Genomic DNA, 24,606 nt, shown 5'->3' with positions numbered 1-24,606 from the left:
GGCGGCAACGAAATTCCCCGCTCGCAGAGCTCGCAGGGAATATTAAAGCCGCCTCCTCCGGACCCCTCCCCCGAATGCCCGCTTACTCCCGCTAGGAGACCGCAGGGGTGCCGGTGCCCGCCAGCAGGCCAATTGCTTCCTCGCGCATGGCGACCTTGCGGATCTTGCCGGACACGGTCATGGGGAAGCTGACCCGGATCTGCACATACCGGGGAATCTTGTAGTGGGCCAGCTGTCCCCGGCAGAAGTCCGCGATGGCTTCCGCATCCGGTTCCGGTTCCCCGGGAACCGGAATGATGCAGGCCATCAGTTCCTCTCCGTAGCGCTCGTCCGGAACACCGATGACCTGGACGTCCTGGATCGAGGGGTGCGTGTAGAGGAACTCCTCGATCTCCCGGGGGTAGATGTTCTCCCCGCCGCGGATAACCATGTCCTTGATGCGGCCCTCCACGCTGACGTAGCCGTCTTCATCCATCCGGGCCAGGTCTCCGGTGTGCATCCAGCCCTCCGGGTCAATGGCCCCGGCGGTGGCCTCCGGCTGGTTCCAGTATCCGGCCATGACGCTGTAGCCGCGGGTGCAGAGTTCGCCGATGTCGCCGAAGGGAACCTGCTTCCCCGTTCCGGGGTCCACTACCTGGCTTTCCAGATGCGGCATGGTCCGTCCCACCGTGCGGGTGCGGCGGTCCAGTGAGTCCCCGCGGACGGTCATGGTGGATACCGGCGACGTTTCGGTCATGCCGTAGCAAATGGCCACTTCGGCCATGTTCATCTCGTCTATGACCCGCTTCATGATCTCCTCCGGGCACGGCGAGCCTGCCATGACGCCGGTGCGCAGCGTGGAGAGGTCATACCGGCCGAAGTCCGGCAGCCCCAGCTCGGCGATGAACATGGTGGGCACGCCGTACAGGGAAGTCCCCCGGTGCATTTCAACGGCGGCGAGCGCCGCTGAAGCGTCGAACATCCGGGAGGGAACGACGGTGGCTGCACCGTGCGAGAGTGCTGCAAGGTTGCCGATCACCATGCCGAAGCAGTGGTAGAACGGCACCGGAAGCACCACACGGTCCGCCTCGGTGTAGCCGAGCAGCTCGCCGATGAAGTATCCGTTGTTCAGGATGTTCGAATGCGTCAGAGTCGCTCCCTTGGGAAAACCCGTGGTTCCGGACGTGTACTGGATATTGATGGGATCCCCCGGCTTCAGGCCCGCCATCCGTTCTGCGAGTGCGTCCTGTCCCGCAGCCCCGGACTCCCGCCCCTCCCGGGCCAGCGCCGTGAAGCTGCCGGCCCCGTCACCGGAGAGGAATACGAGATCGGTCAGCGACTCCCCGGCCTGCAGTGCGGCCTGCGCCATCTCCTCATAGCCGCTGCGCCGGTCGCTGGGGGCGGTAAGCAGCATCTGCATCCCGCTCTGCTTCACCACGAAGTCCAGTTCGTGCTGCCGGTAGGCCGGATTGACGTTGACGAGGATGGCGCCGGCCTTCGCGGTGGCGTATTGGGCCACTGTCCACTCCGCGCAGTTCTGAGACCAGATTCCCACCCTGTCGCCGGCCTGGACGCCACGGGACAGCAGCCCGGCAGCGACGTCGTTGACGTCTGCGTTCAATTCGGCATAAGTCCAGGTGCGGCCGGTGGGGACGTCAATCAGCGCGGGAGCAGCCGGGAACCGGCGGGCGGTCCGCTCAAAGTTCGCCCCGATGGTTTCCTCCAGCAGGGGAACCTGCGACGGTGAAGCTGCATATGAGGACACGGCAGACTCCTTCGGCTGCGGAACAGGTGGCCGCAACGCTACCAACACTTTGCGTCCCTGCGAAGCGGGATACACGGGTGTGTCAGGAGGCGGTGTGGCAGGCTGCGGCGCGGATGTCCGTGTCACCGGGGCCCGGGCCGCCTAGGGTGGGATCATGACTGAAGCTAATGCAAACAACGCCATTGACCTCCGCGCCACCATGGTCCCCAACCCGGGCGAACACACCCGGGTGAAGCTGGCCCTGGACATCGCCGTTGAGCAGGTGCTGACCGAACCGGGCTGCCTGCGCTACGAAATCATCAAGGATTCCGAGGAGGAAATTGTCCTGGCCGAACGGTGGGCCTCCCAGGAAGATCTGGACCGCCATGCCCGCGGGCCTGCTCTGCAGGACCTTCGGGAATCCCTGAGCGCCCTGCTTGCCGAACCCTTGAAGGTTGAGCAGGTCTAATACGGTGTGATGGCCAGCCGGTAGATGGACTCCGGCTCCGCGCCGAACCGCTTGAGGACGGCCACCACGGCCTCCTCATGGTCCTCGTCCACGGCCGCCTGCACCCGGATCCGGTCATCGAAGTCGATCCGCCGCTTCTCGCTGCGGAAGGTTTCGGTGCGGACTTTGTCGGTGTAGACCACGGCATCCGCGAGCTCCAGGGACCGCGCTCCGGCCATCAGGAGTGCATCCCGGAGTCCGTCGATCCGTTCGGCGTTGACCACGGCGCTGACCAGGTGGTTCGGCGACGGGTGGTCCCGGCGGTCTGCGGAGTTGCTGCTGTCTGCCGCGGCCCGGCCGGCGGCAGTGGGCCGGGTGGTGGTGGGGCTGAGCGAGTATCCCGAGGAACCCTGCTGCACGTGGTCCAGGTCCTCCTGCTCGGGCCCGGGCACTTTCAGGCCCATGGTGCGGGAAATGAGAACGGCGATAATCCAGCTCAGCACGAAGGAAAACAGCACTACGCTGACAATCGCCACCACCTGGTGCCACAGCAGCCCGCCGCCGCCGCCCGTGAAGACGCCGTCAGCACTGACCGGGTTCACGGAGCTGTCCGCGAAGAAGCCCAGCAGGAGGGACCCGAGGACGCCGCCGACAAAGTGCACGGCGATCACGTCCAGGGCGTCGTCATAACCGAACACGTGCTTGAGCCGCACGCACAGCGCGCACACACACCCGGCAATGAGGCCGATGAGCAGGGCCGCGCCGGTGCTCACAAAACCTGCACAGGGCGTGATGGTGGCAAGTCCGGCCACAGCCCCGGAGACCGCACCCACCAGGGTACTGTGGCCGCTGGTGATCCGCTCCGTGACCAGCCAGGTGAGCATTGCCGCCGCACCCGCAATATGGGTGTTCACCAGCGCCTGCGCGGCAATGTCGTTGGCCTGCAGCCCGTCACCGGCGTTGAAGCCGAACCAGCCGAACCAGAGGATTCCGCCGCCCACCAGCATCAGGGGAAGGTTGTTGGGGGAAGTCCGCAGGTTGGGCCAGCCGCGCCGCCGTCCCACCACGAGCAGCACGGCTATGGCGGCGGCACCTGCAGAAGCATGCACCACAATTCCACCGGCCCAGTCCTGCGCCCCCAGCTGGGCCAGCCAGCCTTTCGGGTGCCAAAGCCAGCGGGCCACCTGCGGGTACACAAGGATGGAGAAGGCCGCCAGGAAAACCACCCAGCCGGCAAATTTCAGCCGGCCGGCGGTCGCACCGGTGAGCAGTGCCGGAGTGATCACGGCGAACATCATCTGGTAGGCCACGAAGGCAAGTGCCGGAATGGTGACGCCGGCGGCTACGGTGTGGAACTGGGGTGTATCGACGTCGATAAGCGCAAACGCGTCAAACTCGCCGACGACGGAGTTTCCGTTGTTGCTAAAGGCAAGTGTGTACCCCACCAGGACCCAGGTCACCGAGATGATGCCCAGCGGAATGATGTTCTGCATCATCATGGTCAGCACATTGCGCACGGGGACCATGCCGCCGTAAAAGAGTGCCAGTCCGGGCGTCATGAACAAGACAAGACCTGCGCACACCAGCACCCAGGCGGTATCCGCCCCGTTCACGCAGCGGCTCCGAAAGCGCCGCTCCTGAAAGTTCTTTTGCTAGCGCACATGTTTTTCCCGCTTCCAACTCGTTCTTCTGCCGTGGGCATTCAAGAAGTTGGGGGCCGCGACATCCGGCTCCGCTGGCCAGTCGAGCGTACCGCCGCGTGCGAGGGGATCAGTAGGGTCCCGGCGCAGAAAGCGGCCGGGAGGTCCGATTTCTCCGGTCCTCCCGGCCGCTGTGCTGCGTTCCGGTCCTGATTGCGGTCCTGCGGTCTACTTCCGGTCCGAGCTCAACATCCCGTTCGGATCGATCACATACTTACGTGCCACGCCGGAGTCGAACTCCCGGTAAGCTTCCGGCGCCTCGTCCAGGCTGATCGGGGTGGCATTGACGGCCTTGGCAATCTGCACCCGGTCATGCAGGATCGCCATCATCAGCTCCCGGTTGTACTTCATGACCGGACACTGCCCCGTGGTGAAGGACAGGGACTTGGCCCAACCCGTACCCAGATCGAGGCTCAGGGATCCCTTCTGCGCCGCCTCATCCACGCCGCCCGGGTCCCCGGTGACGTAAAGCCCGGGAATGCCCAGGGCACCGCCTGCCGCGGTGATTCCCATGAGTGAGTTCAGGACCGTGGCGGGTGCTTCCGTTCCGGAACCGGCACCGTGCCCGCGGGCCTCGAATCCCACGGCGTCGACGCCGCAGTCCACTTCCGGTACCCCCAGGATCTGCTCAATCTGGTCCCGCGGATCCCCCAGCGACACGTCAACCGTTTCGCAGCCGAAACTGCGGGCCTGCGCAAGCCGGTCCTGGTTCAGGTCACCCACGATCACCGCGGCCGCACCGAGCAGCTGTGCTGACGCCGCTGCCGCCAGGCCTACGGGACCGGCACCTGCGATGTAGACAGTGGAGCCCACGCCCACCCCGGCCGAGACGGCTCCGTGGTAACCGGTGGGGAAAATGTCCGAGAGCATGGTCAGGTCCAGGATCTTCTCCATGGCCTGGTCCTTGTCCGGGAAGCGCAGGAGGTTCCAGTCCGCGTAGGGCACCAGCGCATATTCCGCCTGTCCTCCCACCCATCCGCCCATGTCCACGTATCCGTAGGCGCTGCCCGGACGGTCGGGGTTCACGTTGAGGCAGATGCCGGTCTTGCGCTCCTTGCAGTTGCGGCAGCGGCCGCACGAAATGTTGAAGGGGACCGAGACGATATCCCCTATCTTGATGAACTCAACGTCCGGTCCGGTCTCCACCACTTCCCCCGTGATTTCGTGACCCAGGATCAGGTTCGGCGGCGCCGTCGTCCGCCCGCGGACCATGTGCTGGTCGGATCCGCAGATATTGGTGGTGACCACTTTCAGGATGGCCGCGTGTGGCAGCTTCCGGCCTACATTGGCCGGATTTACCCCGGGCCCGTCCTGCAGTTCGAAGGTGGGGTAGTCGATGTCCTGGACTTCCACCACGCCCGGTTCCATATAGGCAATTCCTCGATTGGAGCTCATGTCTTCCTCGCATCGTCTCGTCGTCGTTGACGTCCGCCCTTTGCTCCCCCCGCGGTGCGGCCGTGACAGGGAGACTACAGCGGCCAGCCCGGAGGCGGTAGGAGGTATTCGCTTTCGAATCGGAGCGAAGACGGCACCATCAACGCAGTCAGGGAGGCATCCGTCGCGGATGCCTCCCTGACCAGAGAAAGGAGGAACTAGGCCTGCTTGGCCTGTCCGTTGGAACCTGCGGCTGCCTCTCGCTCCTGTGCAGCAATCTGCTCATGGACGGCTTTCATGTCCAGGCCCTTGACTGCTTCCACCAGCTCACTGAACTGGCTGGCGTTCAGTGCGCCCGGCTGGGAAAACACGAGCACCTTTTCCCGGAAGGCCATGAGGGTGGGAATGGAAGTGATGCCTGCGGCGGCTGCCAGCCCCTGCTCGGCCTCCGTGTCCACCTTGGCGAAGGTGATGTCATCGTGCTGCTGCGAGACGGAGTCGTACACGGGTGCAAACTGCTTGCAGGGACCGCACCAGTCCGCCCAGAAGTCCACAAAGACGATGTCATTTTCCTCGATGGTCTCGGGGAAAGTTGCTTCGGTGATGTCGATAGTTGCCATGGTCCAACGCTAACCGGGCCCGCGGGCATTGTCTGCAGCTGTTCGCTGACCGGTGAAGCGCAGCCTAGGCTCCGGGCAGCTTCGTGAGCCTGCGGATGACCGGCAGTGCTGCCGAGAGTGCCGCCCGTTCCTCGCTGTTCAGCTGCTCCAGCAGGGAGGCCATCAAAGCAGTCCTGGTGCGGTTGGCATCCTGGAGCGACTCCTGACCCTGCGGCGTGAGGGTGACGCGGACACCGCGGGAATCGTGGGGATCGGGGCTGCGCTTGAGCAGGCCCGCCCCTTCGAGCCGGATGATCTGCTCAGTGGCGCTGGGAACTTTCACTCCCAGGTTCCGGGCCATCTCGCTCACGCGCATCCCCTCGCCGGAGGCCATCTTCATAAGGCTGACCTGCGTGGCGCTGAACCTGGCGTCAGCGTCCATGTTGCGGGCAATGTACAGTGCCAGCCGGAGCGACTCGCGGAATTCATCGGCAAGCTCGTCCAGGGCGGGATCGCTACTCATATTTAGGGAGCCTAATATCTAGTGGGCGTGGCGCGCAAGGGCCCGTATATCCGGAAAAACCCGCCCCCACCGGAGTGAGGACGGGTTTGTCGGTGGCAGATACTGGATTCGAACCAGTGAAGGCGTTGCCAGCTGATTTACAGTCAGCCCCCTTTGGCCGCTCGGGTAATCTGCCGAGCGTCTTCAACCGAAGACGTTGTCCGCAGCGGCTGCGGACAAGACAACTTTACCGAAGATTTTCCAAAGTTACGAATCGAGCCCCAAATCCCCTTCCGAGGCACTAAAGGACGCCGTTCCCGGGTCTGTTGCGTGCCTGTCACGGGGCCTGTTCCGGGCACATTCGCGGGCCTGTTCCTGGCCTGCTCCGGGTGCATCCCCGGCCTTTCGACACCCTTCCCCGGATTGCGGGCCTACAGGCCCCGCGCTATGCGTCCTTCGAGCTGTGCATAGAACCGGTCCGCCTGGGTCCGGGTCACCGAACCCCAGGCGACGGCGTTGTCCAGATCAGTGCGGATCCCGGCCAGGCGCTCCCGGACGCCCCGTTCGTCGTCCGCGGCCAACGTGCCGCCGTCGAGCATTGAGGAGACCGGACCGATCTCCGCCTTCGCCGGTGGAGCACCGATGACTCCGAGTCCGGCAGCCGACGCTGCGGCAAGGAACGAACCGGCTGCCGCGGTACGGATGCGGACAGCGGCGGGACGGCGGGGAGAGGGGCGGGACGCGGTATGGGGATTGTTTTCCACCCCCTCACCCTTCCGCGCCTGGATGTGGCAATGCCGGGTGCCGGCTGGACGGCTCCTGTGAGCGGGGCGCCATCCGTGCCGGGACCTACTACGCTAAGTAGCAGGAAAAAGTCACCAACTTAGAGGAGTTCCGAAATGGCCAGCGAGTCCACGTTCGACGTCGTCAGCAAGATCGATAAGCAGGAAGTGGCCAATGCGCTGAACCAGGCGCAGAAGGAAATTATCCAGCGCTACGACTTCAAGGGCGTAGGTGCCGAGGTGGACTTCAGCGGTGAGAAGATCCTGATGAAGGCCAACTCCGAGGACCGGGTGAAGGCCGTCCTGGACGTTCTGCAGTCCAAGCTGGTCAAGCGCGGCATTTCCCTGAAGTCCCTGGACGCCGGCGAGCCGTTCGCTTCCGGCAAGGAATACCGGATCGAAGCCTCCATGAAGGAAGGCATTGCCCAGGACCAGGCCAAGAAGATCAACAAGCTGATCCGCGACGAAGGCCCCAAGGGCGTCAAGTCCCAGATTCAGGGCGATGAGCTGCGGGTCAGCTCCAAGTCCCGCGATGACCTGCAGGCCACCATGGCCCTGCTCAAGGGTGCGGACCTCGAAGTCGATCTGCAGTTCATCAACTTCCGCTAGATCCCAACGGGACTTCCGCAAGACTCCAGCACGGTCCGACGACGGCGCCTCCCCCGGCGGGGACGGCGCCGTTTGCCGTACCCCCTCCGGCCGCGCGGCTGCCCAACTGACCGGCGGTCCAACTGTCCGGCGGTCCGGGCCGCGGGAGTCCGGGCAGCGGCAGCCTAGAGGGTGACGTCGTCCGCCGCGGGACCGTCGCTGCCGTAGTCCCTGAGATCTCCGCCGCCCACTGCTTCGCCCATCCAGGTGAGCAGCTGCCAGGGGCCGAGGCCGCCGCCGGACAGGTCTTCCGCTTCGAGGACGGCAACGCCGGTGTTGCTGAGCCCGTTGTCAACGATGAAATCCGCTCCCACATTCGCGGCACGCGCCGTGGCCCAGGCCCGGATGATGGCCCCGTGGCTGAAAAGGGCCGGAGACTTCAGTCCCGCGGCAGCCAGTTCCTCGATGACGGCATCAAAGCGGCCCAGCGTGGCGGCGCCGTCGGGCCCGCCGGGCATCCGGACGGCAGTGTCGCCGGAAACCCAGCTGTAGACGGTTTTCAGGTAGGCAATAATCGCGTCCCGGTCATTGCGCATTTCCAGCTCACCGGCGGAGATTTCACGCAGCCCGTCACGGATGTCGACCGGTAGCCCCAGTGCGGCGGCCAGGGGTGCGGCAGTGAGCTGGGTACGCACCAGGTTGGAGGCAAAGATGCCGTCGATGGGTTCGTGGCCCAGGGCTTCGGGCAGCGACGCCGCCTGCTCCTGGCCCAGTTCCGTCAGGCCAGGTCCCGGAACAGCGGTGTCCAGGAAATGTTCCACATTGGAGGGGGTCTGGCCGTGGCGGATGAGTATCAGACGCATGCCCGAAGCCTACTTTGTCCCGGGCAGCGGATCATATCCCGGCTAGGCGCCGAGGCTGCGGCCCGCCATGCGCTCCAGGCGCTGGATGCGCTCGTTCATGGGCGGATGGGTGGCCAGCAGGCCGCGCACGCCGGCACGGAACGGGTTGGCGATCATCAGATGCGCGGTGTTGGCCAGCTTCTGGTCATTGCTGGGCAGCGGTGCACGCTGCGTTCCGCTCTCCAGCTTGCGCAGCGCCGATGCCAGCGCCAGCGGATCATTCGTGAGCCTGGCGCCGTCTTCGTCGGCGTCGTACTCCCGGGTCCGGCCGATCGCCATCTGGATCAGGGACGCAGCGAACGGGGCCAGGATGGCCATGGCGATGGCCGCCAGCGGATTGGCGTTGCGCCGGTCGCCGCCGCCGAAGAACAGCAGGAACTGTCCCAGCGAGGTGATCACGCCGGCAATGGCCGCAGCCACCGAAGAGGTGAGGATGTCACGGTTGTAGACGTGCATCAGTTCATGGCCGAGCACACCGCGCAGCTCGCGTTCATTCAGCAGGGCCAGGATGCCCTGGGTGCAGCACACGGCGGCGTGCTGGGGGTTGCGGCCAGTGGCAAAGGCGTTGGGGGCCATGGTGGGAGATATGTACAGCCGCGGCATGGGCTGGCCGGCCTGCAGGGACAGCTCCCGGACAATGCGGTACATTTCCGGGGCCTGTGCCTCGGTAACCGGCACGGCACGCATGGCCCGGATGGCGAGCGTGTCACTGTTCCAGTAGCTGTAGGCCGTGGTGGCCAGTCCGATAACCAGGAAGATCCAAATGAACGCGGAACTTCCGGTTCCGCTGGCCAGCAGGGCTCCGATGCCCAGCAGCACGGCGAAGAGTACGCCGAACAGGGCTGCGGTTTTGAGGCCGTTGAAGTGTCGGTGCACGGGTGTGTTGGTCCTTTCATACAGGCGGGGCCTGCGGTGTCTGTTGATCCATATGGTTCAACGTTTAAGTGGCTCGGACTGTTCCGCGAGCGCCGGGCTCAGGGCTCAGGGCTCAGGGCTCAGGGCTCAGGGCTCAGGATGCAGCGCGTCATACCGCGCGAACCGGGGCTGGCTCCGAGCCAGCACCGCCACCAGGGCCACGCAGATCAGTCCGCCGAGCACGGCCGCCCAGCCCTCTCCCACGAGCGAGGCATCCACACCCGCCACCAGGTCCCCCAGCCGCGGCCCGCCGGCCACCACCACCACGAACACACCCTGCAGCCTGCCCCGCATGGCGTCCGGCGTGGCGGACTGCAGGATGGTGGACCGGAAGACGCCGCTGATGGAATCGGCAATTCCTGCGCAGGCCATGGCCGCCGCCGCCGGAATCAGCCATTGGGACGGAACGGCGCCGTCGTTGTGCCCGGCAAGCACCACCACTATTCCGAAGGCCGTGACCGACAGCCCCCAGGCCGCCACGGACCACAGCACGGCCAGGCCCTGCCGGCGGACGAGCCCGAGCGGCCCGGAAAACAGTCCGGCAAGGAAGGCTCCCACGGCGGTGGCCGCCAGCAGCACACCTACGGTGGTGGCGCCGCCGCCCAGCATCAGTGCCCCGATCGCCGGAAGCAGTGCCCGGGGCTGGGCAAACACCATGGCGCACAGGTCCACCACGAAGGTCATGCGGATATTGGGCCTGGTGCCCAGGAACCGGAATCCCTCCAGCACGGAGCCCAGCCCGGCCTTCTGCACCTTGCCCACGGGCGGCATGGGCGCCAGCCGGTACACCGCCCACATGGCGGCGGTGAAGGTGACGACGTCGATGGTGTAGGTCCAGCCGTAGCCCACCCGGGCCACCAGCACGCCGGCCAGCAGCGGGCCCGCCGTCATGGCCAGGCCGAACGTCATCATGCTCAGCGCATTGGCGGCCGGCAGCAGCTCGGGACGGACCAGCCGGGGAATGATCGCGCTGCGGGCCGGCTGGTTCAGCCCGCCCGCACCGGCATTGACTGCCACGAGGAGGTACAGCAGCCACACATTGCCCACCCCGGCCCAGGCCTGCGCGGCAATGCCGATGGTGCTGATCCACAGCAGCCCCGAGGAGAACAGCGCCACTTTGCGCCTGTCATACGCGTCCACCACGGATCCGCCGTAGAGACCGGCCAGGATCAACGGCACCAGGCCCACGAGCCCCAGCAGACCCACATTGAAACTCGACTCGGTCAGTTCGTAGACTTCCAGGCTGACGGCCACGAGGGTGAGCTGGGTGCCGACGGCGGACAGCGCGGTTCCGGTCCAGAGCCGCCGGAATTCGGGGCTTTCGCGCAGGGGCGTGAGGTCAGCGAGCAGTCTTGGCACCAAAGCAGTCTAGGGTTCCGCCGGCTCTCTTCGGGCACAGCACACGCCCGCCGGATTAGAAAGCCTGCTTAGGATGGGGGGAGAAACCATGCCGTCCGCCGTTCCTGTCTAAGGAGTAACCGCCGTGTTTACCCGTAACGTTGCCGATGGAATCCACCGCCTTGAGCATTCCTTTGTGAATGTCTACCTCGTCGAGGACGACGACGGCGTGGCGGTGATCGATGCCGGCCTGCCGGGAATGTGGCCGCACCTGACCGGTGCACTGGACGAGCTGGGCTACGGCCCCGGGGATCTCCGCGCCCTGGTGCTGACCCACGCGCATTTCGACCATGTGGGTACCGCTGCACGGCTTCGGCAGGAGTACCGCACGCCTATCCTGGTGCATGACGCGGACCGGTACATTGCCGCCCACCCCTACCGCTACGAGCACGAAACCAACCGGTTCCTGTATCCGATCCGCTACCCCAAGGCGGTGCCGGTGCTGGGCGCAATGACCCTTGCCGGGGCGTTGAACGTGCGCGGCGTGACCGATGTGCACAGCCTGACGAGGGATTCCGGAGCCGCGTTGCCCGGCACGCCCGAGATTCTGTACACCCCGGGACACACGGCGGGCCACGTGGCCCTGCACTATCCGGACCGCGGCGTGCTGATCAGCGGCGATTCCCTGGTCACCCTGAACCCCTACACCGGTGCCAAGGGTCCGCAGATCGTCTCCGGCGCGGCGACGGCGGACAGCGCCCAGGCACTCGCCTCCTTGTCATTGCTGGCCGAAACGGATGCTCCCCTGCTCCTCACCGGCCACGGCGAACCGTGGCGGGACGGCGCGGCAGCGGCCGTGGAAGAGGCCCTGGCCCGCGGCGCGTCCTAGGCGGGACGCACCCTAGTCGGGACGCGCCCCCGGGGCGATGCACTCGGCGCAGATACCCTAGGCCGGCCCGCCGGGTCCGGCGTCGTTCAGCTCCTGCTCCAAGACGTCGAGGAGCCGCGAATCTCCGATGGGCCGGAAGTGGCCCATGGTCTGCAGCTGGATGTTGCGTGCACCGGCCAGGTGGCTGCCGGCCGGGATGTGCGGGTCGAAGTTGCTGTAGACGGAGGTGATCCGGGCGTTCACCTCCTCATTGCCGAGCAGCCGCCGCAGGAACGGGTCCCGGGGGGAGAAAGCGCGGATCGACGCGAGCGGAAACAGATCGGCATACACGGATCCGGAGAACGGCGTGTTGACGGCAATCATCCGGTCTACCCGGACCCCGCCCTCCGGCAGGGTCATCAGCTGCTTGCCGATCAGCCCGCCCTTGCTGTGCGCCAGCACGAGAACGTCCTGCAGGCCCTGTTCCACCAGGTAGCGTTCCACCAGCGCCGCCATATCCTCGATCGCGCCGCGGTTGTAGCCCAGCGGCGCCACTGTATGCACCGGATGTCCGCGCTCGAACAGGTAGTCGGCCAGCGGACGCAGGAACTGCCAGTTCTCATAGACTCCGGGAATCAGCACCACCGGGGCCCGCTGCGGGCCCTCGGGGTGGAGGTAGGCGGACGGATCGCGGCGCAGCACGAAGTTCCGGACCTGCCAGTAGGCCACGTACGCGTAGTCCGAGGCCCAGCCGCCCGCTTCCCGGCTCCAGCGGAAAATCCGGCCGCCGCGCCGCGGGCGGACACCGGCACCCGTTCCGGCGCGGAGTCCGGCATCCGGCGCTACCCCGGGCTTGCCGGTTTCCGGCGCATCCGCCTTCCGGAGCCTAGGGCCACCCGGCTTCCGCGGCACCTGCATCACCGTTTTGGAACCGCCGTCCGGATCAGGGCGGCCGTTTCCCGGGGGCGGGTGTACATCATCACGTGCGGCTGACCGGGGATTTCCGCCGTCACCGTACCGGGGCGGGCTGCGGCCAGCCGGGCCAGCCAGTCCGCCCGCACCACCGGATCCTTACCTCCGCGCACCAGCAGCACCGGGGGCACCACGTCCGGGAGCCGGTCCTCGATCCGGTGGCGGATCATTACGGGCAGGGTCGTGAGGTACCAGCGCGGACCGGCCCGGAGGTAGTCGGTGACCAGGATGTAGTTGACCGCCGGCGGTTCGCCCAGGCAGTCCTGCAGCAGGCGCAGCGCCTGCAGCGGGGCAGAGCGCTCGGCGTCGTTAATAGTGGGACCCAGCAGTACCACGGAGGAGGCGGCACCGGGGGCGGCGAGCGCCATCTCCACCACCGCCTGGCAGCCCATCGAATGGCCCACCCACTGCGCGCCGGATATGCCGGCAAGTTCAAGGGCCTCGACGGCAATGCGCCCGAAATCTTCCATCTGGAGCTGCCTGCGCGGTTTCGGAGTCGAGCCGAAACCGGGAAGTTCCAGCGTGTGCACAATCGAGGTGCGTGCCAGTTCCCGGATCAGCGGTCCGTAATACCGCTCCGACGCGCCGATCCCGTGCACCAGGACCACCTCGCCCGGGGCTTCGGGCCAGTCCGGCGTTCCGGCGTCATCAAAGCGCCGGTAGGTACGGATATCCACCTCTGTCTGCCCTACCGTTACGCGCCGGTATCCGATTCGAACGTCTGCTGCCGGCACTATGCCTCCGCTTGGTGTTCCGTGGAATGATCTACGCCCAGCGTACCGGGACGGCGGCAGGTAAGGGTCGACTTATTATGAATTACTCAGATTAAAGATAGGATGAGTGGCATGACCGGAACAGCAGCAGCAGAAGAGACCACCGCCGCGTGGTCTGCCGAGCTGCGCATGCATGGCCGCCGGGTCACCAAACAGCGCCTGGCCGTGCTCCGCGCCGTTGACGCCGCACCCCACTCGGTAGCGGACGACGTCGCGGCGGGTGCCCGGAACGATCTTCCGGACATCAGCCTGCAGTCGGTCTATGTGGTCCTGGCGGACCTCGTTGAAATCGGCCTGCTGCGGAAAATCGAGACACCCGACTCACCGGCCCGGTATGAGACCCGCGTGAATGACAACCACCACCACGCGGTCTGCACCGGCTGCGGGCGGATTGAAGACGTCGACTGCGCCGTCGGCCACGCACCCTGCCTTACCCCCGGCAATCCCACCGGCATGACCATTCAGATTGCCGATGTGCTGTACCGCGGGCTCTGCACCGACTGCGCCGAAGCAGCCTCCTGAGCCGGCCCCCAGCCTTTCCTCCTCCTTTTGTCAGCACCAGAGAAAGAACAAGTATGTCCAATTTCACCACCACGCAGACCGGCACCCCGGTTTCCAGCGACGCACACTCGCTGAGCACCGGCGCCGACGGCGCCGTTGCCCTTCACGACCGCTACCTCGTCGAGAAGCTGGCGCAGTTCAACCGGGAACGGATGCCCGAGCGCATCGTGCACGCCAAGGGCGGCGGCGCATTCGGTGAGTTCGTAGTCACCGAAGATGTCTCCAAGTACACCCGTGCAGCCGTCTTCCAGCCGGGCACCGTCACCGAGACAGTTCAGCGGTTCTCCTCCGTGGCCGGTGAAATGGGCTCCCCCGACACCTGGCGTGACGTCCGCGGCTTCGCGATGCGTTTCTACACCACCGAGGGCAACTACGACATCGTCGGCAACAACACCCCGGTGTTCTTCATCCGCGACGGCATCAAGTTCCCGGACTTCATCCACTCGCAGAAGCGTCTTCCGGGCTCCGGTCTGCGCGATGCGGACATGCAGTGGGATTTCTGGACCAACTCCCCCGAGTCGGCCCACCAGGTCACCTACCTCATGGGCGACCGCGGACTCCCGACGTCGTGGCGCGAAATGCCCGGCTTCGGTTCGCACACCTACCAGTGGATCAATGCCGCCGGCGAGCGTTTCTGGGTGAAGTACCACTTCACGTCCAACCAGGGCAACTCCGAAATGACCGGTGCCGAGGCTGAAAAGATTGCCGGCGCCGACGCCGACTACTACCGCCGCGACCTGTATGAGGCGATTGCCGAAGGCAACTTCCCGTCCTGGGACCTGCACGTGCAGGTCATGCCGTACGAAGATGCCAAGACGTACCGCTTCAACCCGTTTGACCTGACCAAGGTCTGGCCGCACGCGGACTACCCGCTGATCAAGGTGGGTACCCACACCCTGAACCGCAACCCGGAGAACTTCTTCGCGCAGATCGAACAGGTTGCCCTGTCCCCCGCGAACCTGGTCCCCGGCATTGATGCCAGCCCGGACAAGATGCTGATGGCCCGCATCTTCTCCTACCCGGACGCCCAGCGTTACCGCATCGGCGCCAACTACAACCAGCTGCCGGTCAACGCCCCCAAGGCTCCGGTCAACAACTACTCGCAGGACGGCGCCATGCGCTTCTCCTACAACACCCCGGAAACCCCGGTTTACGCTCCGAACACGCTCGGCGGCCCCGTGGCCGACGCAGCGCTGGCCGGCGCGGGCAGCTGGGAGAACGACGGCGCCCTGGTGCGTTCCGCCGCCACCCTGCACTCCGAGGACAGCGACTTCGGTCAGGCCGGCACGCTGTACCGCGAGGTATTCGACGACGCCGCCAAGCAGCGTTTCCTGGAAACCATCACCGGCGCCATCTCCGGTGTGAAGCGTCCGCACATCCGCGAAGCAGCGATCCAGTACTGGACCAACGTTGACGCGGTCCTGGGCGAGAAGCTGCGCCTTTCCCTGGCACAGGGCGAGACCACGGCCAACGAAAAGGCCGAGTTCGTGGGCGTTGCGGAGTAATTACTCCCTTCGACGCTGACACCGGTTCCCGGTAGGCAGTAACAACGGCAGCGGCCGGTCCCCTCGGGGGCCGGCCGCTGCTGTCTGTTCGGATACTGCCCTCTGTCCTTGACCGCTGCTGCCGGCCCTACCGGTTGGGCCAGTACGCGATGAGGAGCAGGGTCACCAGGAACCCGGTCAGGAAGTTCAATTTCAGGAACCGTTTCCAGCCGGCGTTGGCTGCCGCGGACCCGGCGTCGGTAATCCGCAGGAACGGCACCAGGTTGAGGATGTAGGGCACCGCCAACAACCCGCCCAGCTGCGCCGGCCACGGGGTCAGCAGCATCAGCAGGCCGGCGGCGAGATAAGCCCCCGCGGCCAGCCAAACCACGGGCCGGGCACCCAGCACGGTGGCGATGGACCCGATGCCGCCTTCCCGGTCCGGCACCACGTCCTGCACCGCCCCGAACGCCTGGCTGGCCATTCCCCAGAGGAAGAAGGCGCCGAGCACGGCCCACAGTCCGGGAGTAAAGACCGCCCCCGCAAGCACCAGCCCGTAGACCGCCGGACTGACGAAGTGGGTGCTCGAGGTCATGGAGTCCAGGAACGGGCGCTCCTTGAACCGCAGCCCCGGGGCGCTGTAGGCGATGACCGCAAACACGCTGACGGCCAGCACCAGCCAGGACAGCGGACTGCCCAGCAGCACCAGGGCGGCAAGGAACGGCACGTTGGTGGCCAGCGCCGCCCACAGGGTGGTGCGGTGGAAGCTGCGGTCCAGGACGGCGCCTTCCACTCCCCCCTTGCGCGGATTGTGCAGGTCCGACTCGTAGTCAAAAACGTCATTGATGCCGTACATCGCCAGGTTGTAGGGCACCAGGAAGTACAGCGTCCCGATCACCCAGGCGGCATCGATCCGCCCGGTGGTCAGAAGGTACGCCGCGGCAAAGGGATACGCGGTATTGACCCAGGACAGCGGCCGGGAGGACACCAGCAGCATCCGCAGGGTTCCCGTTGTTCCGGTGGCGGCGGTACTCACGGCTGCTCCTTGGCGGTTCGGTTTCGGGGAGAAGCCCCCGGATCGGGGGCCCGTCCCGGCAGCAGCACCCAGAGGGCGGGCAGCAGGAGGGCGGCCGCCAGCGGATAGGCGAAATCCTCCAGGGGTGCGGCGCCGGCAAAGGCTCCGGAAATACGGTCCTCGTTGTACCAGAACAGGCCCACGCGGATCATGAGGTTGTCGAAGACTGCGGTCAGGGCCAGCAGCACCACGGCGGTCACCGCGGCTGCCGAAGCGAAGTACCGCGGCCGGCGCCGGCCCGGCAGCGCCAGGGCGAAGATGAGGGCCGCCGGAACAAGGAAGAAGGCGTTGAGGGTCCAGTAGGTCATCGCTGCGTCCGCTCTGCCGGCCGGCGGCCCGGGTGTCCGGGCTGCTCCGTGGTGTGGTTCCCGGTCCGGGCCGCAGCACGTTCCGCAGCATGTCCGGCGGCCAGCCGGACCAGGCCGAAGACCACCATGGTCAGGTAACAGAGGAAGGCCAGGAAGAAGATTTCCTCCACCGGCAGGTGCGGTGCCAGCGTCACGCCGAGCATGAACGGGGTCTCGCCCCGGTAGAAGATGTCCGAGCCGATGCCGGCGAGGTCCCAGCCGGTGAAGAACAGCACCCCGACGGCCAGCACGGCGGCGGCCCGGCGGACGTCGGCGAAAAAGAACAGCCGGAACCGGTGGTCCAGCAGCACCATGCAGCCCAGGGACAGCAGCAGGAAAAGCAGGTAGAGCAGACCCATCACGCGTCCGTCCCGCCGATGGGTGGCCCTGCGGAGGCATGCGGCCCCGCCGGCGGCAGGTCGGAGGACGCCAGTCCGGCCGGCCACGACTGCGCTGACCATGGCGGGGGCTCGGGCAGTGCCTCGGTGCCGGTTTCCCCGCGCAGCCGCTTGAGGACCAGTTCCGCGCTGATCAGGCACATGGGCAGGCCGATACCCGGCAGGGTGGAACCGCCGGCGTACAGCAGTCCTTCCACTTTGCGGCTGGCGTTTGTACCGCGGAAGAACGCGCTTTGTTTGAGGATATGGGCCGGGCCCAGCAGGGTTCCGCGCCACGAATTGAGATCCGCAACGAAGTCCTGCGGGCCCACGGTCCGGCGGATGATAATCCGCTCTGCCAGGTCAGGGATACCCGCCCAGGAGGATATCTGGGCAATGACGGCGTCGGCCATCTTCTCGATCTGCGGATCCCCGGCGCCGTCGATTCCTCCGGCGCCCAGCGTGGGATCCGACGGCACCGGCACCAGCACGAACAGGTTTTCGTGTCCTTCCGGAGCGGCGCCCGGATCGGTGGCGCTTGGCCGGCAGACATAGAGGGACGCCGGGTCCGGCACGGAGGTGTCCGCACCGAAGATCTTCTCGAAGTTGGCTTCCCAGTCCCGGGTGAACAGGAGTGTGTGGTGTTCCAGCTGCGGCAGGGTCCCCTGCACGCCCAAATGCAGCAGGAGCCCGCCGGGGCCGGGGACGCGGTGTTCCCAGTAGCTTTCCGGGTAGGTCTGCAAATTTTCGGGCAGGAGGGCTGTCTCCGTGTGGTGCAGGTCCGCGGCCGAAATTACCAGGTCCGCATCCAGCGACACGAGCTTCCCCTCGGCGTCGCGGTAGTCCACGCCCACGGCACGCGGCCTGCGGGTTCGGAAGTGGCCCCGCCGGGATCCGGACGGAGCGGACGTGCGGATCCGGGTGACCTCCGCGCCGGTGATGACCCGGCTGCCTTCGGCGCGGGCCAGATCGGAGATTACGGACACCAGCCGGGAGAAGCCGCCCATGGGATAAAGCACCCCGTCGGCCAGGTCCAGCCGGCTCATCAGGTGGTACATGCTGGGCGTGGTGAACGGCGAGGAGCCCAGGAAGACCGCCGGGTAGCCCAGGATCTGCCGGATCCTCGGGTCTGTGAAGCGCTTGGCAACAAAACTGCTCAGGGGTTCCAGCAGCAGCCGGGCCAGCCGGGGCCCGCTGCGCAGGACATCCGGGCGCAGCAGCGGCAGGAACGAGGCAAACGTCGTATAGAGGAAGCGCTTCTTCGCCATCGCGTAGACCTCTTCGGATGACTTCAGGTACTCCTCGAGCCGGGCACCGGCTCCGGGTTCCAGCGAGTCGAAGAGCGCAATGTTCCCTTCCCGCGTGGCGGCCACATCCACCGGTTCCGCGGTGTCTTCAAAGAGCACCCGGTAGCCGGGATCCAGCTGGACCAGATCCAGCTGGTCCGCCGCCGAAGTGCCCAGCAGCCGGAAGAAATGGTCGAAGACCTCCGGCATCAGGTACCAGGACGGTCCGGTGTCAAAGCGGAATCCTCCGGTTTCCCAGCTGCCGGCCCTGCCTCCGGTTTCCGGCTGCTTCTCCAGGACCGTGACCGCCAGGCCTTCCCGGGACAACAGCGCCGCAGTGGCCAGCCCGGTGATACCGCCGCCGATCACGACGGCGGTGCGCGGACGCATGCTCATGGTTGCCTTTCGCTTCCCGCAAGATCGGGGGTTTGGTGTCGTGAACGGTGTGCGGAGACCCGGCGGGTCAGGACTGCCCGGGCTGCGATGCGGGCCTTCACGGCGTTGGGAACACGAACCCGGGTGGTGCGCAGCTGCTCGGCCGGGGTGGCACGGAGCCGGCGGGCCAGTTCGGTGAACAGGTCCTGGGCCAGTGCGACGGCGGCCCTGCAGTCTGCGGGCAGCTGCGCCACGGCGGTGCCCGAGACCAAAAGGTCGGCGTCGATCCCGTCCAGGATCCGGTGCTTGTCCGCCTCGGTAAAGGCTTCAACGGTGACCCCGGGGAAATAGCTGCGTCCCAGGGTTTCAAAGTCCTGGGCGAGGTCCCGCAGGAAGTTGACCTTCTGGAATGCCGCGCCCAGGCGCTGGGCACCCTCGCGCAGCCGCTTGGCCTGGTCATCGGGCAGGGACACCCCCTGGAGGAAGCATTCCAGGCACATCAGCCCGATCACTTCGGCGGAACCGTAGACGTATTCATCGAAGCTGGCTTCGGTATGTTCCGCCTGGTGGAGATCAGCCCGCATCGAGGCAAAGAACGGCCGGGTGAGGGCGGGGCCGATCCCGGTTTCCCTGGCGGTCAGCGCAAAGGCATGGACTACCAGGTTGGCGCTGTACCCGGTGCGCAGGGCACGCTCCGTGTCCGCTTCCAGCTCATCCAGCAGCACGCCGACCTCCGCGCGGGGAACCAGCGCCTCCGCCGCCACGCCGTCGACAATCTCATCCGCCAGCCGGACCAGCGCGTAGATGGTTTCAATCTGCAGGCGTGTCCGCGCCGCCAGCAACCGGGACGCCAGCCCGAACGACGTCGAATAGGACCGGATCAGCACGGCGGCGGTCTGCTGCGCCACGGTGTTGTAGAGGGCGAGGCCCTGTTCAGCTGCCACGGATCACCGCCCCCGGTTTACGGCCCGGTCCGCTACCGCGAACAGGGCTGTGCGCAGGGCCGGCGGCACTGCCGGGTACTGCAGGTGCTGCCGTGCGCGCTCGGCATATTCCAGGACCAGATTCTGTGCGTAATCCCTGGCGCCGCAGGCAACCAGCAGTTCCCGGGCGCGGGCGGCCTCGCGGGCACTCAGCGTTGGGCTGCCCAGCAGTGCCGAGAGTTCGCTCCATTCCGGGGTTTGCGCTGCGTGGGAGATCAGTACCGTGCGTTTACCTTCACGCAGGTCGGAGAAGCTGGACTTGCCCGTCGCACTCTCGGCACCGAAGACCCCCAGAAGGTCATCCACCACCTGGTAGGCAATCCCGATGTCCCTGCCGTACAGGCCCAGGAGGTCGACGACGTCGTTCGAGGCTCCCGCCAGCACCGCACCCGCCTGCAGCGGAGCTTCGAAGGAGTAGACAGCAGTCTTGAGGCGTTCCATCCGCAGGATTTCGTCAACCGGCGGCGCGCCGGGCTGGAAGGACAGATCCACATCGATCAGTTCGCCTCCGGCGGAGGCAAAGACCGCCTCGTCCAGGATCTCGGCCAGGCGCAGCCGCACCTCGGTATCCACCTCAAGCCGGTCCAGCAGCCGGAAGGCGCCAGTCAATGCGAGGTCACCGGCAATGACCCCTGCGGAGAGTCCGCGGTGACGGGCGGCCCGTTCCTCGACGCCGGCGGCCGCTGCGAGCCCCCGGAACACCCCCGCGACGTTTTCCTGGCCGCGGCGGGTGAAATCCAGATCGATCACGTCATCGTGGACGATCAGCGCGGTGTGCAGCAGTTCAAAGGCTGCACCCACCCGGGCCGCGGCCCCGCGGTCCGTGCCTCCGAGCGCCAGGTAGGAGGTCAGAAGGATCCGCGGACGCACCCGCTTGCCGCCTGCCGCCGAGTCTTCCAGTGACTGCCAGAGGGACAGATAGGCGGGGCCGAGCTTCGCCGCCCGCTCCTTCGCCTGTTCGAAGAATTGCTGCAGGACAATCTCAACCTGGTCCTCGCCTGCGGACAGATCGAGCGGGGGGTGCGTATCCATAGGTAAAGTAAACACGTATGGGACAAGGGGAAGAAATGACGAGTAGCACGGAACAGGTGGTTCTCGTAGATAATGACGGCCGTGCCGTGGGCGTCCGGGACAAAGCCGGCGTGCACACCACCGACACGCCGTTGCATCTGGCATTCTCCACCCATGTCTTCAATACCCGCGGCCAGCTGCTGGTCACCCGGCGGGCCCTGACAAAGCTGACCTGGCCCGGAGTCTGGACCAATTCCTTCTGCGGCCACCCGGGTCCCGGAGAAGCCACCGAAGATGCCGTGGCGCGGCGTGCACGGCGTGAGCTGGGACTTACCGTGCGGGACCTGACGCTGCGGCTTCCGGAGTTCCGCTACCGTGCCGTGGATGCCTCCGGAATTGTCGAGCACGAGATCTGTCCCGTGTACACGGCTGTTGCCGATGCCGATCCGGTCCCTGCCGCGGACGAGGTCATGGACTGGCAATGGGCCGATCCGGCGCAGCTTGTTCCCGCGGTACGGCTGACGCCCTGGGCGTTCAGTCCCTGGCTGGTGCTGCAGCTGCCGCTGCTTTACCCCTAAGCTGCCTTCCTCCAGGTCTGCGCGCCCGGCACGGCGGCAACGGAAATCCGCGCCCGCAGAGCCCGGTGGGGAAACCAGACCCGCGGGAATACGAGAGCCGGATTCCTCCGGTCCCTTCAGGCCCGGGCGAACCGCCGTCCCCAGCGAATCCACGGGTATTCCCGCGGCCAGTGAGCGGCGAGGGTGTGGAAGGCGCGGCGGAAGCGCAGGGCCAGACCGGCCCGGCTTTGCACCGCCCGCGGTGCCATCCCGACCACCAGGGTCGGATCCAGGCGGCACCGCCGCCCCTGCCCCAGATGGAAACTCAGACACACGTCGTCGTGCATCTGCGCATCGCGGCGATGCACGACGCCGCTGACTTCCCGCCAGGTTGCGGCTCGCAGGGCCAGATTGGAGCCGAAAAACGGCCAATGGGCCAGGGCCGAGCCCATGGCCAGGTAATAGGAGCCCAGATACAGCCGGGACAGCAGCTGTGCACGCAGCCTGGGCATGCCGTAAAAGACGCCGGGTCCGCTGAGCACTTCCAGCTGCGGATCCTCGGCGAAAGATTCAGCTATGCGCGCAACCCAATCCGGGGGAAGGACACAGTCGGCGTCACATCGCGCAATAACCGCGCCGGTTCCCGCCTCCGTGTCTTCGGCGGCGGCGTCATACCCGGCGCCGGCGGCGGCAGGGATTCCCGCAACCGCCTCGAAGACCACGCGGGCCCCGAAGCGCCGGGCAACCCCGGCGCTGGCATCACTGCTGTTGTTGTCCACCACCACTATTTCCCGGGGCGGCACTGTCTGCCGGGACAGGGACAACAGACAGGCTTCCAAAAACACTGCATCGTTTCTACAGGGGATCACCACGGACACTGCCGGAAGCTCGGAGGGCATGGGCCGAGTTTAGCGTGGAGCCGGCGCCGGCCCGGCCGGTTTTCGTTGGGCCCTGCACCCGGAGGCTGTGCCGGGCTACCGTAGGACCATGATCGATGCGCTGCTCCGCCCGCCGGAAACCCGGGTGGACTACCTTGCCGACGCGGTCCGTGCACTGTCGGTGCTTAGTGTCGTAGCGGCGCTGGTACTGCTGGGACCGGTGGAAACGGCGCTGTTCCTGCTGGTGCTGCTGGGTCTGCTGGTGTCCCGGTCCCTGAGTGTCCTGCCCGGCTTCGACACCGTCTACGGCCTGGTGCTGCTAACCGCCGCATGGAGCAGCGTGGCGGATCTCTACGCCCGCATTTCCTGGTGGGATCTGGCCGTTCACTGCGCCTCCACCGGTGTCCTCGCCGTCGTCGCCTATTTCCTGCTGGTGCAGTTCGGCGCCGTTCCGGCAATCCAGCGCCCTCACCGTGCATCGCGGTCGCTGCCCGTGGTGGTTCCGCTTCTGGTGCTTTCACTCGGACTGGGAATGAGTGTGCTGTGGGAGATCGGTGAATGGTGGGGAAACACGTATGTGGATGCGCGGATCCACGTGGGCTATGTGGACACCATGACCGATCTGGCGGCCGGAGGGCTGGGTGCGTTGGTTGGGGGGCTGTGCCTTGGCTCTGCGGTCCGCCGTTCCGGGGCACTGCTGACCGCTCCGGCGCCCCACCACACCGGGCGCTGATCCGGTCCGGGCTCTACCGGGCTTAACCGGCTACCCGGGCTACCGGGATTAACCGGCTACCCGGCTACCCGGCTCTACCCGGCTCTACCCGGCTCTACCCGGCTACCGGGCTACCCGGCTACCCCGGCTTAACCGCGAAAGGCACCCCGGCAGCACTGACGCTGCTGCCCGGGATGCCCTCCTGCAGGTTCTTCCTACCGGCGTATCCGCTAGCGGGAAAGGTACCGCTCGTGCTCGCTGTGTGCGCGGGCAACGGTTTCGCGGATCTCTTCGATGTCCTTGACCTTGTCGCGGTACTTGAGGTTCATCTGCATGATGTCCTTCTCCTCATCGCACAGCGCCTTGTAGACGCGCTCCCGTTCGGCCGGGTCTGCGGTGTAGGACAGGTCCAGGTACGCGTCTGCGTGGCGGCGCGCATTGTTCACGGCCGTCATGGCCTTGCCCGCGGGGCTGAGCAGGGAGCCGATGACGGTGATGACCAGTACGCCGACGATGACCGAGAGCGAAAGGCCCGTGGTGATTTCGAAGACCGGGACGTGCTCTCCGCCGTTGATGAACGGCAGGGTGTTTTCATGCAGGGCGTGCAGGACAAGCTTGACGCCGATGAAGGCAAGGATGGCAGCAAGGCCGTAGCTGAGGTAGATCAGGCGGTCCAGCAGTCCGTCAATGAGGAAGAACAGCTGGCGCAGGCCCATGAGGGAGAAGGCCGTGGCGGTAAAGACGATGTAGACGTTCTGGGTCAGGCCGAAGATGGCCGGAATGGAGTCGAGGGCGAAGAGGATGTCCGTGCCGCCGATGGCAACCATCACGAGCAGCATGGGGGTCAGGACGCGCTTGCCGTTCTCCATGGTGAACAGCTTGTCGCCGTCGTACTTATCCGAGGTATGGAAGATCTTGCGGGCCAGCCGGATGATGAAGTTGTTGGCTTCGTCCTCGCCCTCGGTGCTCTCGGGCTTGAGCAGGTTGCCTGCGGTGATAAGCAGGATCAGGCCGAAGATGTAGAACACCCAGGAGAAGGAGTTGATCAACGCGGCGCCGAGGAAGATGAACGCGGTACGGGCGATCAGCGAGAACACGATGCCGAAGAGCAGGACCTTCTGCTGGTCCTCACGCGGCACCCGGAAGCTTGCCAGGATGATCAGGAAGACAAAGAGGTTGTCTACCGACAGGGCCTTTTCGGTGATGTAGCCGGCGAAGTACTCGGTGCCCATCTGGCTGCCGCCGAAGATCCAGACGACAATGCCGAAAACGATGGCCAGGCCCACATAGATGGAGGACCAAAGGGCCGCTTCCTTCAGCGTGGGAATGTGCGCTTTGCGGATGTGGAAGAAGTAATCAAAGGCCAAGAGGGCCAGAATGACCAGAATGGTCACTCCCCAGACCAAGGGGGAAACAGTCATGAAAGTCAACTTTCGTAGGGTATGCCGAAGGAGCATAGGTCTCTCCCGCCACCCT

Annotated in this window: 26 protein-coding genes and 1 tRNA gene; 7 read left to right on the top strand and 20 right to left on the bottom strand. The window is 66.1% G+C overall.

Annotated elements, in window-relative coordinates:
- Positions 1-91: 91 nt before the first annotated feature.
- Positions 92-1,744 carry an AMP-binding protein gene (locus GD627_RS04260; protein ID WP_152271471.1) on the bottom strand — a complete coding sequence of 551 codons (1,653 nt, stop codon included), beginning with the start codon at positions 1,742-1,744 and terminating at the stop codon, positions 92-94.
- Between the two features lie 154 nt (positions 1,745-1,898).
- Here GD627_RS04260 and GD627_RS04255 point away from each other — a divergent pair, with 154 nt between their 5' ends.
- A complete protein-coding gene (locus GD627_RS04255; protein ID WP_152271470.1) occupies positions 1,899-2,192 on the top strand; it encodes a putative quinol monooxygenase in 294 nt (97 codons plus the stop codon).
- On the opposite strand, the gene amt is transcribed toward GD627_RS04255, so the two are convergent.
- The 6 genes from amt to GD627_RS04225 all read right to left on the bottom strand — a co-directional run bounded on the left by amt (position 2,189) and on the right by GD627_RS04225 (position 7,110).
- Positions 2,189-3,784 (bottom strand): ammonium transporter, encoded by a 1,596-nt coding sequence (gene amt / locus GD627_RS04250; protein WP_152271469.1) that lies wholly within the window; start codon positions 3,782-3,784, stop codon positions 2,189-2,191. The two genes, GD627_RS04255 and amt, sit on opposite strands and share 4 nt — an antisense overlap.
- A gap of 255 nt (positions 3,785-4,039) precedes the next feature.
- Positions 4,040-5,266, bottom strand: a complete 1,227-nt coding sequence (fdhA, locus tag GD627_RS04245; RefSeq protein WP_146360932.1) for a formaldehyde dehydrogenase, glutathione-independent — start codon at positions 5,264-5,266, stop codon at positions 4,040-4,042.
- A gap of 197 nt (positions 5,267-5,463) precedes the next feature.
- Positions 5,464-5,865, bottom strand: a complete 402-nt coding sequence (gene trxA, locus GD627_RS04240; RefSeq protein WP_146360930.1) for a thioredoxin — start codon at positions 5,863-5,865, stop codon at positions 5,464-5,466.
- Positions 5,866-5,929: 64 nt separating this feature from the next.
- Complete coding sequence (locus tag GD627_RS04235; RefSeq protein ID WP_152271468.1) at positions 5,930-6,367, bottom strand: MarR family winged helix-turn-helix transcriptional regulator; 438 nt, start codon at positions 6,365-6,367, stop codon at positions 5,930-5,932.
- A 93-nt stretch (positions 6,368-6,460) separates the two neighbouring features.
- A tRNA-Tyr gene (locus tag GD627_RS04230) sits at positions 6,461-6,542 on the bottom strand.
- A 235-nt stretch (positions 6,543-6,777) separates the two neighbouring features.
- The gene (locus GD627_RS04225) at positions 6,778-7,110 is read right to left on the bottom strand and encodes a hypothetical protein (RefSeq protein ID WP_152271467.1); all 333 of its coding nucleotides are present in this window, start codon (positions 7,108-7,110) and stop codon (positions 6,778-6,780) included.
- Positions 7,111-7,245: 135 nt separating this feature from the next.
- Here GD627_RS04225 and GD627_RS04220 point away from each other — a divergent pair, with 135 nt between their 5' ends.
- A complete protein-coding gene (locus GD627_RS04220; protein ID WP_152271466.1) occupies positions 7,246-7,737 on the top strand; it encodes a YajQ family cyclic di-GMP-binding protein in 492 nt (163 codons plus the stop codon).
- A 164-nt stretch (positions 7,738-7,901) separates the two neighbouring features.
- Here the strand turns inward: GD627_RS04220 and GD627_RS04215 are convergent, their stop codons facing one another.
- The 3 genes from GD627_RS04215 to GD627_RS04205 all read right to left on the bottom strand — a co-directional run bounded on the left by GD627_RS04215 (position 7,902) and on the right by GD627_RS04205 (position 10,892).
- Positions 7,902-8,579, bottom strand: coding sequence for a histidine phosphatase family protein (locus GD627_RS04215; protein WP_152271465.1), 678 nt, complete (start codon positions 8,577-8,579; stop codon positions 7,902-7,904).
- A 42-nt stretch (positions 8,580-8,621) separates the two neighbouring features.
- Positions 8,622-9,494, bottom strand: a complete 873-nt coding sequence (gene htpX, locus GD627_RS04210) for a zinc metalloprotease HtpX (RefSeq protein WP_152271464.1) — start codon at positions 9,492-9,494, stop codon at positions 8,622-8,624.
- 126 nt (positions 9,495-9,620) lie between these two features.
- Entirely contained in the window at positions 9,621-10,892 is a 1,272-nt protein-coding gene (locus GD627_RS04205) for an MFS transporter (RefSeq protein ID WP_152271463.1), read from the bottom strand.
- A gap of 124 nt (positions 10,893-11,016) precedes the next feature.
- Between GD627_RS04205 and GD627_RS04200 the strand changes: the two genes are divergently transcribed.
- Positions 11,017-11,760: an MBL fold metallo-hydrolase gene (locus tag GD627_RS04200; RefSeq protein WP_152271462.1), complete on the top strand. Its 744-nt coding sequence runs from the start codon at positions 11,017-11,019 to the stop codon at positions 11,758-11,760.
- Between the two features lie 57 nt (positions 11,761-11,817).
- On the opposite strand, the gene GD627_RS04195 is transcribed toward GD627_RS04200, so the two are convergent.
- Positions 11,818-12,651 carry an esterase/lipase family protein gene (locus GD627_RS04195; RefSeq protein ID WP_246165305.1) on the bottom strand — a complete coding sequence of 278 codons (834 nt, stop codon included), beginning with the start codon at positions 12,649-12,651 and terminating at the stop codon, positions 11,818-11,820.
- 5 nt (positions 12,652-12,656) lie between these two features.
- Complete coding sequence (locus GD627_RS04190) at positions 12,657-13,388, bottom strand: alpha/beta fold hydrolase (protein WP_194265955.1); 732 nt, start codon at positions 13,386-13,388, stop codon at positions 12,657-12,659.
- 168 nt (positions 13,389-13,556) lie between these two features.
- Here GD627_RS04190 and GD627_RS04185 point away from each other — a divergent pair, with 168 nt between their 5' ends.
- Complete coding sequence (locus GD627_RS04185; RefSeq protein WP_152271460.1) at positions 13,557-14,006, top strand: Fur family transcriptional regulator; 450 nt, start codon at positions 13,557-13,559, stop codon at positions 14,004-14,006.
- Between the two features lie 53 nt (positions 14,007-14,059).
- Positions 14,060-15,550, top strand: coding sequence for a catalase (locus GD627_RS04180; RefSeq protein WP_146360912.1), 1,491 nt, complete (start codon positions 14,060-14,062; stop codon positions 15,548-15,550).
- Positions 15,551-15,677: 127 nt separating this feature from the next.
- Here GD627_RS04180 and GD627_RS04175 read toward each other — a convergent pair whose 3' ends face one another.
- Genes GD627_RS04175 through GD627_RS04150 form a run of 6 tightly spaced genes read right to left on the bottom strand, consistent with a single transcriptional unit; the run spans position 15,678 to position 21,004 of the window.
- Positions 15,678-16,526, bottom strand: a complete 849-nt coding sequence (locus GD627_RS04175) for a prenyltransferase (protein ID WP_152271766.1) — start codon at positions 16,524-16,526, stop codon at positions 15,678-15,680.
- A 35-nt stretch (positions 16,527-16,561) separates the two neighbouring features.
- The gene (locus tag GD627_RS04170) at positions 16,562-16,912 is read right to left on the bottom strand and encodes a lycopene cyclase domain-containing protein (RefSeq protein ID WP_152271459.1); all 351 of its coding nucleotides are present in this window, start codon (positions 16,910-16,912) and stop codon (positions 16,562-16,564) included.
- Positions 16,909-17,310, bottom strand: a complete 402-nt coding sequence (locus GD627_RS04165) for a lycopene cyclase domain-containing protein (RefSeq protein ID WP_152271458.1) — start codon at positions 17,308-17,310, stop codon at positions 16,909-16,911. Before GD627_RS04165 ends, GD627_RS04170 begins: the two co-directional genes overlap by 4 nt.
- Positions 17,310-19,004 (bottom strand): phytoene desaturase family protein, encoded by a 1,695-nt coding sequence (gene crtI / locus GD627_RS04160; protein WP_152271765.1) that lies wholly within the window; start codon positions 19,002-19,004, stop codon positions 17,310-17,312. Before crtI ends, GD627_RS04165 begins: the two co-directional genes overlap by 1 nt.
- A 2-nt stretch (positions 19,005-19,006) precedes the next feature.
- On the bottom strand, positions 19,007-19,933 hold the full coding sequence (locus GD627_RS04155) for a phytoene/squalene synthase family protein (protein WP_152271457.1): 927 nt from the start codon (positions 19,931-19,933) through the stop codon (positions 19,007-19,009).
- A 3-nt stretch (positions 19,934-19,936) separates the two neighbouring features.
- Complete coding sequence (locus GD627_RS04150; RefSeq protein ID WP_152271456.1) at positions 19,937-21,004, bottom strand: polyprenyl synthetase family protein; 1,068 nt, start codon at positions 21,002-21,004, stop codon at positions 19,937-19,939.
- Between the two features lie 35 nt (positions 21,005-21,039).
- Here GD627_RS04150 and idi point away from each other — a divergent pair, with 35 nt between their 5' ends.
- Entirely contained in the window at positions 21,040-21,561 is a 522-nt protein-coding gene (gene idi / locus GD627_RS04145; protein WP_152271455.1) for an isopentenyl-diphosphate Delta-isomerase, read from the top strand.
- A gap of 116 nt (positions 21,562-21,677) precedes the next feature.
- Here idi and GD627_RS04140 read toward each other — a convergent pair whose 3' ends face one another.
- Entirely contained in the window at positions 21,678-22,439 is a 762-nt protein-coding gene (locus GD627_RS04140) for a glycosyltransferase family A protein (protein WP_152271454.1), read from the bottom strand.
- An 88-nt stretch (positions 22,440-22,527) separates the two neighbouring features.
- Between GD627_RS04140 and GD627_RS04135 the strand changes: the two genes are divergently transcribed.
- Entirely contained in the window at positions 22,528-23,151 is a 624-nt protein-coding gene (locus tag GD627_RS04135; RefSeq protein ID WP_152271453.1) for a DUF2238 domain-containing protein, read from the top strand.
- Positions 23,152-23,360: 209 nt separating this feature from the next.
- Here GD627_RS04135 and GD627_RS04130 read toward each other — a convergent pair whose 3' ends face one another.
- Entirely contained in the window at positions 23,361-24,551 is a 1,191-nt protein-coding gene (locus tag GD627_RS04130; RefSeq protein WP_152271452.1) for a TerC family protein, read from the bottom strand.
- Between the last annotated feature and the right edge of the window lie 55 nt (positions 24,552-24,606).

It is taken from the genome of Arthrobacter yangruifuii, from assembly GCF_009192775.1.
GTDB lineage: Bacteria > Actinomycetota > Actinomycetes > Actinomycetales > Micrococcaceae > Arthrobacter_B > Arthrobacter_B yangruifuii.
The sequence above is the reverse complement of the archived record's forward strand: the minus strand, read 5'-3'. Positions and strand labels throughout refer to the sequence as shown.

Excerpts from the sequence above, each read along its gene's own strand:
- fdhA (WP_146360932.1), bottom strand. The coding sequence starts at position 5,266 with ATGAGCTCCAATCGAGGAATTGCCTATATGGAACCGGGCGTGGTGGAA.
- idi (WP_152271455.1), top strand. The coding sequence starts at position 21,040 with ATGACGAGTAGCACGGAACAGGTGGTTCTCGTAGATAATGACGGCCGT.
- GD627_RS04185 (WP_152271460.1), top strand. The coding sequence starts at position 13,557 with ATGACCGGAACAGCAGCAGCAGAAGAGACCACCGCCGCGTGGTCTGCC.
- GD627_RS04140 (WP_152271454.1), bottom strand. The coding sequence starts at position 22,439 with ATGCCCTCCGAGCTTCCGGCAGTGTCCGTGGTGATCCCCTGTAGAAAC.
- GD627_RS04255 (WP_152271470.1), top strand. The coding sequence starts at position 1,899 with ATGACTGAAGCTAATGCAAACAACGCCATTGACCTCCGCGCCACCATG.
- GD627_RS04180 (WP_146360912.1), top strand. The coding sequence starts at position 14,060 with ATGTCCAATTTCACCACCACGCAGACCGGCACCCCGGTTTCCAGCGAC.
- GD627_RS04150 (WP_152271456.1), bottom strand. The coding sequence starts at position 21,004 with ATGGATACGCACCCCCCGCTCGATCTGTCCGCAGGCGAGGACCAGGTT.
- GD627_RS04175 (WP_152271766.1), bottom strand. The coding sequence starts at position 16,526 with ATGCTGCTGGTGTCCTCCCGGCCGCTGTCCTGGGTCAATACCGCGTAT.
- GD627_RS04215 (WP_152271465.1), bottom strand. The coding sequence starts at position 8,579 with ATGCGTCTGATACTCATCCGCCACGGCCAGACCCCCTCCAATGTGGAA.
- GD627_RS04130 (WP_152271452.1), bottom strand. The coding sequence starts at position 24,551 with ATGACTGTTTCCCCCTTGGTCTGGGGAGTGACCATTCTGGTCATTCTG.
- GD627_RS04170 (WP_152271459.1), bottom strand. The coding sequence starts at position 16,912 with ATGACCTACTGGACCCTCAACGCCTTCTTCCTTGTTCCGGCGGCCCTC.
- GD627_RS04165 (WP_152271458.1), bottom strand. The coding sequence starts at position 17,310 with ATGGGTCTGCTCTACCTGCTTTTCCTGCTGCTGTCCCTGGGCTGCATG.
- GD627_RS04220 (WP_152271466.1), top strand. The coding sequence starts at position 7,246 with ATGGCCAGCGAGTCCACGTTCGACGTCGTCAGCAAGATCGATAAGCAG.
- GD627_RS04235 (WP_152271468.1), bottom strand. The coding sequence starts at position 6,367 with ATGAGTAGCGATCCCGCCCTGGACGAGCTTGCCGATGAATTCCGCGAG.
- GD627_RS04135 (WP_152271453.1), top strand. The coding sequence starts at position 22,528 with ATGATCGATGCGCTGCTCCGCCCGCCGGAAACCCGGGTGGACTACCTT.
- crtI (WP_152271765.1), bottom strand. The coding sequence starts at position 19,004 with ATGCGTCCGCGCACCGCCGTCGTGATCGGCGGCGGTATCACCGGGCTG.
- trxA (WP_146360930.1), bottom strand. The coding sequence starts at position 5,865 with ATGGCAACTATCGACATCACCGAAGCAACTTTCCCCGAGACCATCGAG.